The 17,048-nt window shown below is 67.1% G+C and carries 5 protein-coding genes and 1 pseudogene; 5 read left to right on the top strand and 1 reads right to left on the bottom strand.

The genetic code is table 11. The features are described 5' to 3' along the window. Positions 1–75 precede the first annotated feature (75 nt). Positions 76–648: pseudogene (locus tag JQ553_RS05560) on the bottom strand (IS1 family transposase); the annotation flags it as partial. 188 nt (positions 649–836) lie between these two features. On the opposite strand from JQ553_RS05560, the gene JQ553_RS05555 reads away from it, so the two are divergent. From JQ553_RS05555 to JQ553_RS05535, 5 genes are all read left to right on the top strand, one after another. Further along, positions 837–9,797, top strand: a complete 8,961-nt coding sequence (locus JQ553_RS05555; RefSeq protein WP_212498914.1) for a peroxidase family protein — start codon at positions 837–839, stop codon at positions 9,795–9,797. Positions 9,798–9,894: 97 nt separating this feature from the next. After that, a complete protein-coding gene (locus JQ553_RS05550; protein WP_249143994.1) occupies positions 9,895–11,667 on the top strand; it encodes a type I secretion system permease/ATPase in 1,773 nt (590 codons plus the stop codon). Beyond that, a complete protein-coding gene (locus JQ553_RS34845) occupies positions 11,664–14,150 on the top strand; it encodes a calcium-binding protein (protein WP_212498913.1) in 2,487 nt (828 codons plus the stop codon). The genes JQ553_RS05550 and JQ553_RS34845 overlap by 4 nt, the downstream gene beginning before the upstream one ends. Positions 14,151–14,161: 11 nt before the next feature. After that, a complete protein-coding gene (locus tag JQ553_RS05540) occupies positions 14,162–15,517 on the top strand; it encodes an HlyD family type I secretion periplasmic adaptor subunit (protein ID WP_212498912.1) in 1,356 nt (451 codons plus the stop codon). 227 nt (positions 15,518–15,744) lie between these two features. After that, positions 15,745–16,407, top strand: a complete 663-nt coding sequence (locus tag JQ553_RS05535; RefSeq protein WP_212498911.1) for a response regulator transcription factor — start codon at positions 15,745–15,747, stop codon at positions 16,405–16,407. The last annotated feature ends 641 nt before the right edge of the window (positions 16,408–17,048 follow it).

The raw sequence follows: 17,048 nt of genomic DNA, 5'->3' as shown, positions 1-17,048 counted from the left end.
ACGTCGGCTTCGGGTCATGTGTGGACGGCTCCGGGTTGGCAAGAAGAATCTTCACGTCGCGACATTGGTCGGAGCAGCCATGCTCAGGCGAGTGAACCGGCGCATTGACATGCGCATGGTGAGATTCTGGTGCTCGGCAAAGGACGTGTTGATCAGGTCCGGATCGGGGTTACCCATCTTGATCGCGCCGATGCACCTGGGCGGGCTATAGCGGCCAGCGCCAGCATAATCGGTCGCGAAAATCTTGTTCAGCATCGCGTAGTCAGCATCAAAGTCCGCTTCCGCCACGGCCTTCAAATACGCCTTATGGCCGTCCGAGGTGAGCTGGACGCGGTTGGCAAGCCGGGCCTTCAAGTCCCCCACGAACGCAATGCCAGTGTGCTGGCTGCGGTCGCCAACATGCCAGGAAACGATCAGCTTGGAATCTGCATCGATTGCCGTCCACGTCCACACGTCGCCAGCGCCTTCTGGGGCGGCCTTGGCGAACTTGACGTTCTTCTGCTTGGCATAGCTGAACGACCAGATTTCGTCCGCCCGGATCGACTTGGCGGTAATGCCGTGCACTGTCTCGTCATGGAAGGCCGCGCAGGCGTTACCAGCGTCGATCAAGAGCTTGGCGACGGTGTTGAACGAAACGCCCGTGATCCGACCTTGGTCCTACGACCATGGTCCGGGAAGCCGTCCGACCTCAGTCCGGCCACGTCGTCCGACCTTGGACCCTCGCCCGTCATCCCAGGAAAAAACTAGCCTGCGCGCATAAGGGGTCATCCGGTTCGGACGGCCCGGCAAGAATTTCAGCAGCCCGCCGACGGCAGGGCGTAGCAGGTGAGGGCGTCATGGTTGCCTATATCAGAAGCGATCTCGATTTCATTCTTGCGCAGATCAAGGTCGCGGAGAAGCACGCCGCCTACATCGCCAACCCGCTCGATCCGAACGCCGCGCCGCTCTACGGCGTGGGCGCGGCCGGTCAGGCCGGCTCCGTTCCGTCCTACAACCTCAGCGTCGGTCTGCGCACCGTCGACGGCACCTACAACAACCTGCTCCCCGGCCAGGAGAAGTGGGGCGCCGCCGACCAGCAGTTCCCCGAACTGCTGGATCCGACCTTCAGGGCCGGGCAGAACGTGCCGGCGAACTTCCTGCCGCCGGGCGCGCCCGCCGTACCGACCTCGTACGCGCCGTCCAACAATCCCGGTTCGATGGTGTTCGACTCCACCCTTCGCACCATCTCCAACCTGATCGTCGACCAGACGCTCGCCAACCCGGCCGCGATCATCAAGGGCCTGCAGACCGGCGGCGTCGTCGAGGCCAGCCTGGCCAACGTCGCCCTGGTGCAGGACATCTACGCCGCCTTCAAGCCCGCGCTCGACGCCGAGTATCAGGCTCGCGTGGTGATGCAGAACGCCAAGGCCGCCGCCAACGTGCTCAGCGATGGCGACGACGTCACCCCGCCGAGCCCCGCCGAGCAGGCGGCGCTCGACGCCCTGGCCACAGCGACGTCGGCGCACGCCCTAACGCTGGCCGACCTGGCGGCCGCGCGCGGGGTCCGCGACGCCGCCCTCGAGCCGTTCGGGCTCGCGATGGACGGCGACAACGTCCAGATCGTCAACGTCTCCCCGGACGTCGGCCTCTCGGCCCCGTTCAACTCCTGGTTCACGCTGTTCGGCCAGTTCTTCGATCACGGCCTGGACCTCGTCAACAAGGGCGGCAGCGGCACTGTGTTCGTGCCGCTTCAGCCGGACGATCCGCTCTACGTGCCGGGCAGCCCGACCAACTTCATGGTGCTGACCCGCGCCACCGTTTCGCCCGGCGCCGACAACGTATTCGGCACGGCGGACGACATCCGTCCCGTCAACACCACGACCCCGTTCGTCGACCAGAACCAGACCTACACCTCGCACGCCTCTCATCAGGTGTTCCTGCGCCAGTATGCGCTCGACGCCAACGGCGTCCCGCACGCCACCGGCAAGCTGATCGAGGGCCGCGGCGCCAATCCTGACGGAAGCGGCGCCGGCGCCGGCGGCATGGCCACCTGGGGCGAGGTCAAGGAACAGGCGAAGATGCTCGGCATCCTGTTGACCGACCAGGACGTCGGCGCGGTACCGCTGCTCCGCACCGACGTGTACGGCAACTTCATTCCCAATGCCCAGGGCTTCGCCCAGATCATCACCGGCATCGGCGCCGACGGCATTCCGAACACCGCGGACGACATCGTCGTCTCCGGCACCTCGGTCGCTCCCATCACCGTTCCCGCCGCGGCGCTCCGCATCAACGCCGCCTTCCTGGCCGACATCGCCCACGACGCGGTGCCAAACGGGCTCGCCGACGGCGACATCGAAATCGGACTGGCCAACCCGGGCAACGGCCTGGCGGTCTACGACAACGAACTGTTGGACGCCCACTTCATCGCCGGCGACGGCCGCGCCAACGAAAACATCGGCCTGACCGCCGTCCACCACATCTTCCACTCCGAGCACAACCGCCTGGTCGAGCACACCAAGGAAATCGTGCTCGGCACCAAGGACATGGCTTTCATCAACGAGTGGCTGGACGTCCCTCTGACGCAGGCGCAGGTGGATGCCATCCCGGCTGACGTGGCCGGGATCCACGCCTTCGCCGGCACGCTGAACTGGGACGGCGAACGCCTGTTCCAGGCCGCCAAGTTCGGCACCGAGATGCAGTACCAGCATCTTGTGTTCGAGGATTTCGCCCGCAAGGTGCAGCCCAACATCGACTTCTTCGTCGTGCCGGACGGCTACCACGCGGACATCAACCCGAGCATCGTCGCCGAGTTCGCCCACGTGGTCTACCGCTTCGGCCACTCGATGCTGACCGAGACGATCGACCGGCTCGACCCGTCCTTCACCAACGACCAGATCGGGCTCATCCAGGCCTTCCTCAATCCGGTCGAGTTCGACTCCGACGCCACCGGCGTCGCCCACACCGTCCCCGACAGCGTCGCGGCCGGCAACATCATCCGCGGCATGACCCGACAGGTCGGCAACGAGATCGACGAGTTCGTCACCAGCGCGCTCCGCAACAACCTGCTCGGCCTGCCGCTCGATCTGGCCACCATCAACCTGGCCCGCGGGCGAGATGCCGGCGTGCCGTCATTGAACGCCGCGCGCCGCGAGTTCTTCGAGGCCTCTAGCCACGCCGAGGAACTGCGTCCCTATGCGAGCTGGACCGACTTCGCAAGCCACCTCAAGAACGAGGCTTCGATCATCAATTTCGTCGCAGCCTACGGCACGCACCCGCTGATCACCGGGCAGACCACGGTCGAGGGCAAGCGCGACGCCGCGATGACCCTGATCTTCGGCCAGTCGTTCGCCGGTCTTGCGGTGCCGACCGACCGCCTCGACTTCCTCAACGCCACCGGCGCCTACCTCGGCGGCTCGTTGGGCGGCCTCGACAACGTCGATCTCTGGATCGGCGGTCTCGCCGAAAAGGTCATGCCGTTCGGCGGCATGCTGGGCTCGACCTTCAATTTCGTGTTCGAGGTCCAGCTCGAGAAGCTCCAGGACGGCGACCGCTTCTACTATCTGCAGCGGCTCGACGGGCTGCATCTGCTCTCCGAAATGGAGAACAACACCTTCGCCAAGGTGATCGGCCTCAATGCCGACGCCGGCCATCTGCCCTCGGACGTGTTCTCCACGCCCGGCCTCATCCTCGAGGTCGACCAGACCAAGCAGTGGAATCCGGGGCTCGATGGCGCCGACCCGGTCGGCGGATCCATCCTCACCCCGCTCGTTCTGCGTGACGATCCGGCGACCGGTGCCGCTGAATCGCACTATTTGCGCTACACCGGCACCGACCACGTTCTGCTGGGCGGCACCGATGAGGCCGACACCATCATTGCCAGCGAGGGCGACGACACCCTCTACGGCGACGGCGGCAACGATCGCATGGAGGGCGGCGCCGGAAACGACCAGTACATCGGCGGCGACGGCGACGACATCATCACCGACCTGTTCGGCGACGACATCATGCGCACCGGCCGCGGCCACGACGCGGTCAACGCCGGCCAGGGTGTCGACCTGGTGGTCGCCGACGAGGGCAACGACTTCCTCGTGCTCGGCGCGGACGGTCTGGACGAAGCCTTCGGCGGGGTCGGCAACGACTTCGTCTACGGCAGCAAAACCACCGAGCAGACACTCGGCGGCGAAGGCGACGACTGGATCGAGATCGGCGCCTGGACCGGCGCGGTCGGCGACAACTTCGACGACCAGTTCCAGCTCGACGCCGTCAAGGGACACGACGTGTTCCACGGCGACGGCGGCTTCGACGAGTTCATCGGCGAGGGCGGCGACGACATCTGGTTCGGCAGTCTCGGCCGCGGCAAGTTCGACGGCATGTCCGGCTTCGACTGGACCACCTACGACGCCATGAAGTTTTCGGTCACCGTCGACCTCAACACCCAGATCCTGCCCGGCATCCCGGTGCTCCCGGCCGATGCGGCGCTCGACAGCTTCACCCAGGTCGAGGGCGCGTCGGGTTCGAAGCAGGGCGACGTCATCCGCGGTTCTGACGTGACCGCGGCCGACATGCCCACGGAAGGCTTCCGCGGCAGCGCGCTCGACGGCGAGGGCCTCGCCCTCATCGCGGGGCTGCAGGCCCTGCTGGCCGGCGCGGGAGCGGAATCGTTCGACGCCCAGGGCCGCTTCGTCGGCGGCAACATCCTGCTCGGCGGGGACGGCTCTGACACCATCGAGGGCCGCGGCGGCGACGACATCATCGACGGCGACCGCTGGCTGCGGGTCCGCATCGCCGTGATGTCGGGCTTCGACGAAAACGGGCCGACCGGCGAGCCGGTCGAGTTCCACGACAGCATGACGACGCTGGTCCAGAAGGTGTTCGCCGGCCAGATCAACCCCGGCCAGCTCAAGATCGTCCGCGACATCGTCTCCACCGGCGACAACACGCCGGACATCGACACCGCGGTCTACTCCGACGTTCGCGCAAACTACTCGTTCTCCGCGCGTGCCGACGGCACCCTCGTGGTCTCCAACACCGGCGGCCTCGACCCGCTCGATGGCACCGACCTGCTCCGCAACATCGAGCGGCTGCAGTTCACCGACGGCACGCTCGGGATCATCGTCGGCACGCCGAATCCGGACGTGCTGAACGGGACGGCGATCGACGAATTGATCGTCGGACTGGCGTCCAACGACGTTCTCAACGGCGGCGCGGGCAATGACATCCTCGTCGGCGGCGCGAGCGGCGCCCCGACCAGCGCAACCTATGCCGACGACTTCAACACTACGGCGCTCGGCAACTCGAACGGAACGGCGTTGTGGTCGACGCCGTGGGTCGAGGACGGCGACAATGGCGGCGCCAACCCCGCGAGCCAGGGGCAGATCACCATCGACGACGGCGACAACTCGCTGCGGCTGTTCGACAACGGCAATGGCGCAAGCATCACCCGCACCATCAACCTCGCAGGGGCGACCACGGCCACGCTTTCCTTCGATTACGACGAGAACAGCTTCGACGCGGGAGAAACCGTCACCGTCTGGTTCGCCGCCAACGGGGTCGACTTCGTCCAGGTCGGGCCGACCATCGACAGCGCCACCGGCACCAATCAGCCGCGGGCCAATGTCGCGTTGACCGGGGCTCTCTCCGCCAACTCGGCGATCCGCTTCCAGGTCGCCGGCACCAACAACAACAGCGGCGGCACCGCCAATAACGGCGGCACCGACGTCGTCACCATCGACAATCTCGTCGTTACCTTCGGGACCAGCCCCGAAACGTTGAACGGCGGCACCGGCAACGACACCTACGCGTTCAGCGTCGGCGACGGCGTTGACGTCATCAACGAGTTGGCCAGCGGCGGCACGGCGGACCGGATTTCGATCCAGGCTCCGAACGCCGTCGATGCTGCCGGCCAGCCGATCATCGACCCGGTGACGCTGCTTCCGGTGCCGACGATCACGGCGTTGAACGCCTTCGACAGCAACGACGCCACCCAGACCGGCGACCTGGTGATCAACTACAGCCTGCCGACCGGACAGACGACCTCGGTCGCCCAGTCCATCACCGTGGCGGGCCACTTCACCGGCGCCAATCCGGCCAACGCCGAGACCGGCGTCGAGCGCATCAACTTCAACGGCGCCACCTTCGCCGGTTATGCGCTCGGAGCCGAAGACTACTTCATCAGCCGCTTCGATCCGGCCAACCGGAATACCGGCGGCGTGAACTTGTCGACGGATGCGGTCGCGAACGCCCGGGCCAACTTCGTCGTCGGCGAGCAGAGCGTCAACGACGTCATCACCGGCGGCGGTCTCAACGACCTGATCTTCGGCGGCACTGGCAACGACGATCTCGTCGGCGGGCTCGGCGACGACCTCCTGGTCGGTGACGCGGGCAACGACGAACTCGACACCCGGCTCAACGGCACCAACGACGACTTCGCAGGTGCGATCGGTGCCGACACTATGGTCGGCGGCGCCGGCAACGACACCTACGGCATCGACGATCTGCTCGACGTCGCGATCGAGGCCCTCGGCGAAGGCACCGACACGGTCGAGACCTTCCTGGCCGAGCTCTCCATCGCCAACATGGCCAACGTCGAGAACCTGACCTACCTCGGCGCCGACGCCGACCAGTTCGTCGGCACCGGCAATGCCGAGGCCAACGTCATCACCGGCGGCGACCTGGCCGACACGCTGAGCGGCCTGGCCGGCAACGACACGCTCAACGGTGGGCTCGGCAACGACACGCTGAACGGCGGCGACGGCAACGATGCGATGAACGGCGGCGACGACGTCGACACGCTGAACGGCGGCATCGGTAACGACAACCTGAACGGCGGCGCCGGCGCCGACATCATGGCGGGCGGCGCGGACAACGACACCTACGTCGTCGACGATGCCGGCGACGTGGTGACCGAACTGGCCCTCGGAGGCACCGATACGGTCCAGTCCTCGATCTCCTATACCCTCGGTGCGGAGTTCGAGAACCTGACGCTGACCGGCGGCGACATCAACGGCACCGGCAACGCGCTCGCCAACGCCATCACCGGCAGCGGCGGCAACAACCAGATCTTCGGCGGTGGCGGCGACGACGCCATCAATGGCGGCAACGGCACCGACCTGATCGACGGCGGCACCGGCAACGACCAGCTGAACGGCGGTGGCGGCAACGACACCATCGTCGGCGGGGCCGGGAACGACGCGATCACCGTGACCGACGGCAACGACGTCATCCTCTACAACGCCGCCGGGTTCGACGCCGACACCATCGTCGGCTTCGATTCGAACCCGAATGGCGGCGGCCAGGACCTGATCAACCTCAGCGCCCTGGGCATCACCAGCGCCAACCTGGCGACGCGCGTCGTCGCAACCCAGGTGGGCGCCAACGTGGTGCTCAACGTCCGGGACGCGGCCCTGGCGACGATCGGCAGCATCCAGGTCAACAACACGACGGTCGCCGCCCTCGACGCGACCGACTACATCCTTGCGGCAGCGGCGCCGACGCTCACGATCAACGGCACCGACACCAGCCAGACGCTCACCGGGACCGGCGCTGCCGAGACGATCAACGCCAACGGTGGCAACGACATCGTCAATGCCGGCGGCGGAAACGATGTGGTCAACGGCGGCGAGGGCGCGGATACCCTCAACGGCGACGACGGCAGCGACACGCTGAGCGGCGGTGCCGGCAGCAACAGCGGCGCCTACGCCGACAACTTCGGAACAGCGTCGTACTTGAACAGCGACGGCACGGTCGCGTTCGCGTCCGGATGGACCGAGACCGGTGCCGGCGAGGCGACCAGCTCGACCGGAGGCGACATCCAGATCAGCGGCGGCCGCCTCCAATTCGCCGCCGGCATCGATGGCGACGAAATCATCCAGCGTTCCATCAATCTGGCGGGTGCCACCGCCGCGTCGCTCTCGTTCAGCTACGAAGGCGACGACCTCGATGCGGGCGAACAAGTTGCCGTCGAGGCGCTGAACGGCGCCACCTGGCAGCTGCTGGGAACGCTCGGCGGCGACACCAACGGCACCGTCAACTTCACGGCGCCGCTGAATGCCGCGCACTCCGCAATTCGGTTCCGGGCGATCGGCAACTTCGAAACCGGCGAGAACTTCTTCGTCGACAACTTCGCGGTCAACTTCACGGCGCCGGGGCTCAATGCCGGCGTGGACACGGTCAACGGTGGTGGCGGCGACGATACAATCATCTGGAACGCTAATGCGGCAGCTCCGACCGACGGCCGCGACATCGTCAACGGCGGCACCGAAGGCGTCGCGGGCGACACCTTCGTGATCAACGGCAACGCCTCGTCCGAATGGTACCGCATCTACACCAAGGCGGCGGCCGCCACGGCGGGCTTCGCTTCGGCTGCGGCGACCGAGATCGTGATCACACGGGGCGTGGGCGAACTCGGGCCGCAGGTGGTGATCGCGGAACTGAGCGAAATCGAGGAAATCCGCATCAACGGCATCGATCCATCGGGGACCGGTGGCGGAGCGGGAGCCGGCGACACCTTCCAGGTGATCGGCGACTTCACCCCGACCAGCCTGCGCCTCAACACCATCACCATCGATGGCGACGCGGGCGACGACACGATCGACATCTCGGCCCTGACCTCGGCCCATCGCATCGTGTTCAAGTCCAACGGCGGCAACGACACCATCATCGGCGCGCTGCAGGCCGAGGACGTGATCGAGCTTCCGGCAGGCGCGGATCCGGCGACCTACCACCTGGTCGAGAACCAGGACGGCACCAAGACCATCTCGAACGGGACCCATTCGGTCACGTTCAGTGGCGTCGTGCCGCCCCAGTTCCAGACCGAGGAGCCTGACGGGGACGAAGACGAGAACGAGACGCCGCACGACGACTGCGACGACGAGGAAACGCCGACCACCGGCGGCGAAGGCGAGGAAACCCCGGCAACCGGCGTGGTCCGGACCGGCACGCCGCAGGCCGACACGCTGGTCGGTACGGAAGGCGACGATACGATCGTCGCCTTGGCCGGAGACGACATCGCAGCCGGCAATGCCGGGGCCGACGCGATCTCGGCCGGCGAGGGCGCCGACTTCGTCACCGGCGGCAGCGGCCGGGACGTGATCTTCGCCGGAACGGGCGACGACCATGTGTTCGCAGGCGCGGATGCCGACATCGTCTACGGCGACGACGGGGCGGACCGCATCTTCGGCGATCAGGGCAACGACCTGATCAACGCCGGATTTGGCGACGATACGGTGTTCGGCGGTGCCGGCGACGATCTGATCGTGGCCGACATTAACGACGGCAACGACGCCTACTTCGGCGACGAAGGCACCGGCGGCTCGGGCATCGACACGCTCGACATGTCGGTGGCGAGCGCGTCGGTCACCGTCAACCTCGGCTCCGGCTCGCTGGCGAACGGCAGCGCCTCGAGCTCCCAGACCGGCAACGATACGCTCTGGGGCATCGAGAACGTCACCACCGGCTCCGGCGCCGACGTCATCGTCGCCGGCACCGCCGCCAACGTGATGAACGGAGGGCTCGGCGACGACACCTTCCGCTTCAACTCGGTGGAAGCGGCCAACGGCGACACCATCGTCGGCTTCGAACCGGGCGACCGGATCGACTTGAGCGGCATCGACGCCAACTACGCCGCCGACGGCAACCAGAGCTTCACGCTGGTGTCCGACGCGGCCTTCACTGCCGCAGGGCAGCTCGCGGTGAGCTACGCCACCCACGACGGCCAGGAGTTCACCGTCATTCAGGGCAACGTCGACGGCAATAACGCCGCCGACTTCAAGATCGAGATCGCGGGACACCAGAACCTCGGCTCCAACGTCACGCTCTAGCCCCGCAAGTCGGCCGGAACGGGAGATCCTCCCGTTCCGGCCCGCCGCTTTCCCGTCAACCTGTCAGCTTTCCTCGCAATCACATGGCACCTGTCACATGCCCAAGTCGAAAGAGCTTACCCCCGCCAAGCGCCGCCGCCTGGCCGAACTGACCCGCGGCTTCCGCGGCATCGTCCTGTTTCTCTTCGTGATCTCCGGCATGATCAACGTGCTGGCGCTCACCGGCTCTGTCTACATGATGCAGATCTACGACCGCGCCTTGACCAGCGGCAGCATTCCCACCCTGGTGGTGCTGTCGGCGCTCGCGATCGGGCTCTATCTGTTCCAGGGCGGGTTCGACGTCGTCCGCTCCCAGGTGCTGGTGCGGGTCGGCGCCCGGATCGATCGCAAAATCGCCCCCTTGGCGCACCGCGTCGCCATCGACATGCCGCGCTTCGGCTTCTCCACGTCGGAGGCGCTGGAACGCGGCCGCGACGTCGATACGGTACGCGGCTTCCTCGGCAGCCAGGGGCCCTCGGCGCTGTTCGACCTGCCGTGGATGCCGATCTACCTCGCCTTCATTTACTTCCTCCACCCGATGCTCGGCGCGCTGACCTTCGCCGGCGCCCTGGTCCTCGTCACGCTCACCGTCGTAAGCGAGGTTATGACCCGGCGCCTGATCGTCGCCACCCGCAGGGCGGCGGTGGAACGCAACGGCATCGCCGACTGCAACGCGCGCAACGCCGAGGTCCTCAAGGCGATGGGCTTCGCCGGCCGCGCCGTCGGCCGCTTCAACGAGGCCAATGCCGAGCATCTCGACCTGCAGACCCGGGCCAACGACATCACCGGCAGCTTCGCCGCGGTCTCGCGCGTGCTCCGCATGATGCTGCAGTCGGCCCTGCTCGGGCTCGGCGCCTATTTCGCCATCAAGGGCGAGCTTTCCGCCGGCGCCATCATTGCGGTCTCGGTCGCGTCCGCCCGGGCGCTGGCGCCTGTCGATCTGGCGATCGGCAACTGGAAGGCCTTCATCGCCGCGCGCATGGCCTACCACCGCCTGCGCGACACCGTGATCGCGCTCGCCGCCGCCGACGAGCCGATGCGGCTGCCCGATCCGGCCGCGCGCCTCTCCGTCGAGAAAATCACCATCGCCGTGCCGGGATCCGGCCAGGTGGTGCTGAGCGAGGTCGGCTTCGAGCTCGAGGCCGGACAGGCCCTCGGCATCATCGGCCCCTCCGCCGGCGGGAAGACGACGCTGGTGCGGGCGCTAACCGGCATCTGGCCCGCGCTGCGCGGCAGCGTCCGGCTCGACGGCGCCGACCTCACCCAGTGGCGCGAGGACGACCTCGGCCGGCACATCGGCTATCTCCCCCAGGAAGTCGCGCTGATGGACGCCACCATCGAGGACAACATCTGCCGCCTGGAACCCGAGCCCGACTACCGCAAGGTGATCGAGGCCGCCAAGGCCGCCGGCGTCCACGACATGATCGTCAAGATGCCGGAAGGCTACCGGACCAGGCTGGGGCCGCAGGGCTGCGCGCTCTCCGCCGGCCAGCGCCAGCGCATCGCGCTGGCCCGGGCGCTCTACGGCGACCCCTTCGTGGTGGTGATGGACGAGCCCAACTCCAACCTCGACGGCGAGGGCGAAGCCGCGCTCACCGCCGCCATCGAGGGCGTCCGCGCCCGCGGCGGCATCGCCATCGTGATCGCGCACCGGCCGAGCGCCCTGGTCGCGGTCGACCTCGTCGCCATCATCCAGGCCGGCCGCATGGTCGCCTTCGGCAAGAAGCAGGACATCATGACCCCGGCCCTGCAGCCCGCCCCGGCCGCCCCGGCCGACACGCCTTCCGAGACCAGGATTCCGGAGACCAAGATCGTCAGGAGGCCTGCATGACGATCAACGTCCAGGCCACCCGCTCGAGCGCGAAGGAGGCCGCCCCCGGCCGCGAAGACTACCAGGAGAAGGACGACCGCCGCCGCCGCTTCGTCCCTCTGATCTTCTTGCTGATCGTGGGCTCGTGCTCGGCCTATCTCAAGAGCTTCCTGCCCGTGAAGCTCGAAGCCAGCGAGGACCGCGGCCAGCCCCGCGGCTCGGGCGGCGACGAGCCGGAGACGGTCAAGGAGGAGGTGCTGACGGCCGCCGAGCCGAAACCCGAGGAGGCGCCCGCGGCCTCGTCCGGCCGGACCGACGAGGTCAGGATTTCGGCCCGCGCCGACGAGGAGCGCGCCTCGTCCGGGTCGACCGATTTCAGCGCCCGGTCACGCACCGACCCGCCCAAGATCGAAACAGGATCGGGCGAGAGCCCGAAGACCGCCAACGACGACCGTCCGAAGCCGCGCCACGAGGCCCCTCCTGGCGGAGGCGGGGCCGGTGGGGGCGGTGGGGGTGGCGGAGGGGGTGACGACAGGCACCCGCGCGATCCTCCGCCACCCGACCACCGTGGTGGGGGTGACGACAGGCACCCGCGCCATCCTCCGCCACCCGACCACCGCAACCGGGCGCCTCGTCTTTCGGGCGCGGTGCATCTTCCCGACGTCGTGGCCTGCAACGGGCTGGCCATATCGTTGGCGGCGCTCTTGGCCGGCGCCACCGATCCGGACGGCGACAGGCTCACCGTGGTGGGCATCTATTCGTCCTCCGGCACGCTGACCCGGACCGCGGACGGCTGGGAGTTCGACCGCACCCCGGACATGCTGGGCGAGGTCAAGCTGACCTATGCGATCAGCGACGGCTCCCACGTCGTGATGCAGACGGCCTACTTCAACGTGGTCGAGGCGCCGCCGATCTTCGGGACCGAGGGCGACGACACCCTGCTCGGCACCCAATGCGCCGAAACCATCGTGGCGCTCGGCGGCGACGACAGCATCGACGCCCGCGGCGGCAACGACCGGCTCTCGGGCGGCGACGGCGACGATCACATTCTGGCGGGCGCGGGCAACGACGTGGTCTATGCCGGCGCCGGCAACGACATCGTGTTCGCAGGCGCGGGCAACGACGTGGTGTTCGGCGGAGCCGGCGACGACCGCCTGTTCGGCGAGGACGGCGACGACACGCTGCAGGGGGAGGACGGCGACGACCGTCTCGACGGCGGCGCGGGCCGAGACATCCTGCTGGCGGGAGCCGGCGACGACACGCTCGACGGCGGCACCGGCAACGACGTCCTTTCCGACGGCGGCGGAGCGGACCTCGTCGCCGGCGGCGAGGGCAACGACATCGTGCTGGCGTCGGCCGACGGCGCCGACGACCGCTACACCGGCGGCGCCGGCAAGGACGTCCTGGACTACTCGTCGGCTACGCGAGCCATCGACGTGAATCTGGCCACCGGCCGGGCCTCCGGCGAGGATATCGGCGAGGACGCGATTTCGGAATTCGAGACCGTGATCGGCGGCACGGGCAACGATACCCTGACGGCCGGAGCGGCCTCGGCTGCGATCGACGGCGGCGCCGGCGACGATGTCGTGACGGGCGGCGCGGGCGACGACACCCTGACCGGCGGCGGCGGGACGGATACGTTGAACTACGCTGCGGCCGTCCGGAAGGTAAACGTGAATCTGGCCTCCGGTCGGGCGTCCGGCGAGGACATCGGCGAGGACGTGGTCGCGGAATTCGACATCGTGCTCGGCGGGGCAGGCGACGATGCGATCGCGGCCGGCGTCGCCGCGGCCACTATCGCCGGCGGCGCCGGCGCCGACACCTTGACGGGAGGAACTGGCGACGACGTGCTGGCCGGCGGCACCGGAAACGACACCATTGCCGACGGCGCGGGATCGGACGTGGTCAACGGCGGCTGCGGTGACGACGTGGTGCTGGCGGCGGCCGACGGCGCCGACGACCGCTACGACGGCAGTTCGGGCAACGACGTCCTGGACTATTCCGAGACCACTATCACCGTCACCATCGACCTGCGCGACGGCACCGCGACGGGACTTGGGATCGGCAAGGATCTGATCCAGGGCTTCGAGGAGATCATCGCGGGCTCGGGCGACGACGTGATCCATGCCGGCAATGGACCGGTCGTCCTGACCGGCGGCGCCGGCAACGACTGCTTCACGTTCCAGTGCGACGACGGTTCGGAGCAGAACGTCGTGAAGAAGATCACCGACTTCACGGTCGGCGACAAGATCGTCGCCGCCACCTACCAGATCACCATCAAGGACGGCGACGACAAGGAACAGGTCGCCGATCTGTTCGAGCAGATCTACCTCGACCAGAACGACGGCGGCCACCATGTCCGGCCCGTTCGCTTCCGCTTCGAGGAGCTCGCCGACGGCAAGTACACCGCGATCGACGTCGCCAACGGCTCCGGCGACGACGACGTCACGACCATCGAGGTCACCGGACACCACAATCTGCAGTTTGCAGCGTTCCATTCCTGAGGGCAGAAGCCATGAAGCAGGTCGACGCATTCGAATTCGCCCCGCAACCGCACCCCGTGCGAAACCTGTCCCGCGAGCGGCCGCTCCGGCTGTGGCCGCGCATCCTCGCCGGCCTGGTGCTGAGCGCGCTGCTGGTGGCCGGCTGCGGCGGCTGGGCGGCCTGGGCCATGCTGGAGGGCGCGGTGGTCGCCGCCGGGACCGTCAAGGTCGACCAGAACCTCAAGGAGGTGCAGCACCGCGACGGCGGCATCGTCAAGACGCTGTCGGTGCGCCAGGGCGACCAAGTCCGCGAAGGCCAGGTGCTTGCTACGCTCGACGACGTCCAGATCAAGGCCGAGCATCTGATCGTGCGCGCCCAGCTGGTCGAGGCGCTGGGGCGTCGCGCCCGCCTGGTGGCCGAACGCGACAATCTGCCCTCGGTCGAATTTCCCGCCGACATTCACGACCTGTTTCCCTCGACCGCTCCCGCGGTGATCCACGGCGAAGCCCGGCTGTTCACGGGCAACAAGACCGCCCGCGACAGCCAGAAGGAGCAGCTTGAGCTCTCGATCGGCCAGACCGGGGAGGAGATCAGGGGCATGGAGGCCCGCCTAGCCGCCAAAATCGAGGAGATCGGGCTGGTCGGCGCCGAGCGCGGGAAGCTGCAGTCGCTGTTCGACCGCAAGATCGTCGAGTACCAGCGCGTCTACACCTCCCAGCGCGACTACGCGCGCATCATGGGCGAACAGGGCGAGATCCAGGCGAGCATCGCCCGCGCCAAGGTGCGGACCAGCGAAATCCGCCTGCAGATCATCGCCGTGGACCAGAACGCCTCGACCGAGGCCCAGAAGGAGCTGCGCACCGTGGAGGCGCGCATCGCGGAACTGCAGGAACGCAAGCTCGCCATCGAGGACCGTCTGTCGCGCACCGAGATCCGCTCCCCGGCCTCCGGCTACATCAACGAACTGTTCGCCTACACGGTGGGCGGCGTCATCACCCCGGCGGCCAAGATCGCCACCGTGGTGCCTGAGAACGCGGATCTCAAGTTTGAGATCAAGATCTCGCCGGCCGATATCGACCAGGTGAGGGTCGGACAGCCGGCGCGCATCCGCCTCTCCGCATTCAACCGCACCACCACACCGGAGCTAAAGGGCAAGGTCGCGATGGTGTCGCCGGCTTCGGCCCGCGACCCGTCCAACGGCCAGGAGCACTACATCGCCCATGTCCGCCTGCTTCCGGCCGAAGAGGACCTCGTCCAGCAGAAGGGTTTGAAGCTCGTCCCCGGCATGCCGGCGGAGGTTTTCGTCTCCACCCAAGAGCGCACCGCGGCCTCCTATCTGGCAAAACCCTTCACCGACCAAATGACCCGCGCCTTCCGCGAGCGCTGAGCGTGGCCCGTACACACCACTGGAAACGGGCGACTGAGTTTCCGGCAACCTGGCCGCGACGATCTGCCGCCTGCATTTTAGTCGATACGTTCCGAAGATAGGGAGACGGATTTAGCGGATTATGTTTGATTTGTGGCCTTAAACTTTTCGCTTTCTCCTCAATGATTTGATCACCGTTCAAAAAAACGGAGCAGGTATTTGTGACGTAGCGTTTCAGGAGTGAGTTAATGACCGATATTACGATCGCGATTGTCGAAGATCAGCCTTTGATGATGACCGCTCTCACCGCCTATCTTTCGGCCCCGCCCGATTTCAATGTGGTCGCCACCGGATCCAGCGCGGCCGACATGGTCCAGCTGGCCCGTCTTCACGTCCCCAGCCTGATGGTTCTGAGTCCGGCCGTTCCAGACGAGACCTACGCCGCCATCCGCACCATCCGCGGCGCCATGCCCGCGATCAAGATCATCGCCTATACCGGTCAGCACGGCGTCGACCATGCCGTCCGGGCGCTCGACGCCGGTGCCCACGGCTACGTCCTCAAGCGCTCAGCGGAGTGTGAATTGATGGCCGCCGCCCGGGCCGTGTTGAAGGACGAGACCTACATCACCCAGGGCTTCGCCACCCGGGTGATCGACGCGCTCCGCAACAAAGACGTCCGCCACCGCGTCGCCGAGGCCATCAAGCTGAGCATGCGCGAGGGGCAGATCGTGCGGCTGCTGCTGCGCGGCATGACCAACAAGGAGATCGCCGCGACGCTGCGCATCACCGAGAAGACGGTCAAGCACTACATGACCGAGTTGATGCAGAAGATGCAGGCCAGGAACCGGGTCGAGGTCATCATCGCGGCGCAGAAGATGTCCGAGTACCGGTCCCAGAAGCTCGACGCGTGAATTCGGCAGCCCGCGCGTTCACGTCGGCTGTGTACATCGACGGGTCTATCTCAAGTCCGCTGTTGGTGAATTAACGGCCCGTGTCAGGTTGCAAAAGCCCGCCTAGGTGTCAAACGGGGGGCAGGCCGATGCCCGCCCCCGGACATACGGTCAGTGTGCCGGTCATACACCGCCGAAAGCATTCGCGTTCTGGCGTCGATCATGCGGCAGCCCGAGCACTCAGACGCCGCGCGGATACAGGCCGCCAACATCCTGCTGGATCGCGGGTGGGGCCGCGCCCCGCAATCCCACGTCGGTGAGGACGGCGGCGACGTCCGCATCACGATCCGGCGAATCTGCGAAAGCGCAGCGTCAGGCGCACCACAACGGCCTAGTGACGCCGGCGAAGAGAAATCAGAATAATTTTCACTTCGATATTTCCCGCGAGCGCGGCTTGCGCGACGTCAAGATGACGCCGCAAATCCTCGACCAAATCACCGCCATTCAGGATGCGGCCTGCGATGCGCTTGGCCTCCCGCGCGGGCCGACCCCCGTCTCCAAAACCGGGGGTCGCAGGTTCGAGCCATGCCACTCCCGCCAGATTTTACCGAACAATTTGAATGCGTTGGCAGAGGGCCTTGAGCCCCGGCCACGGACGTCTT

Origin of the sequence: Bradyrhizobium lablabi (assembly GCF_018131005.1) — a bacterium.
Classification (GTDB): domain Bacteria; phylum Pseudomonadota; class Alphaproteobacteria; order Rhizobiales; family Xanthobacteraceae; genus Bradyrhizobium; species Bradyrhizobium lablabi_D.
The sequence above is the reverse complement of the archived record's forward strand: the minus strand, read 5'-3'. Positions and strand labels throughout refer to the sequence as shown.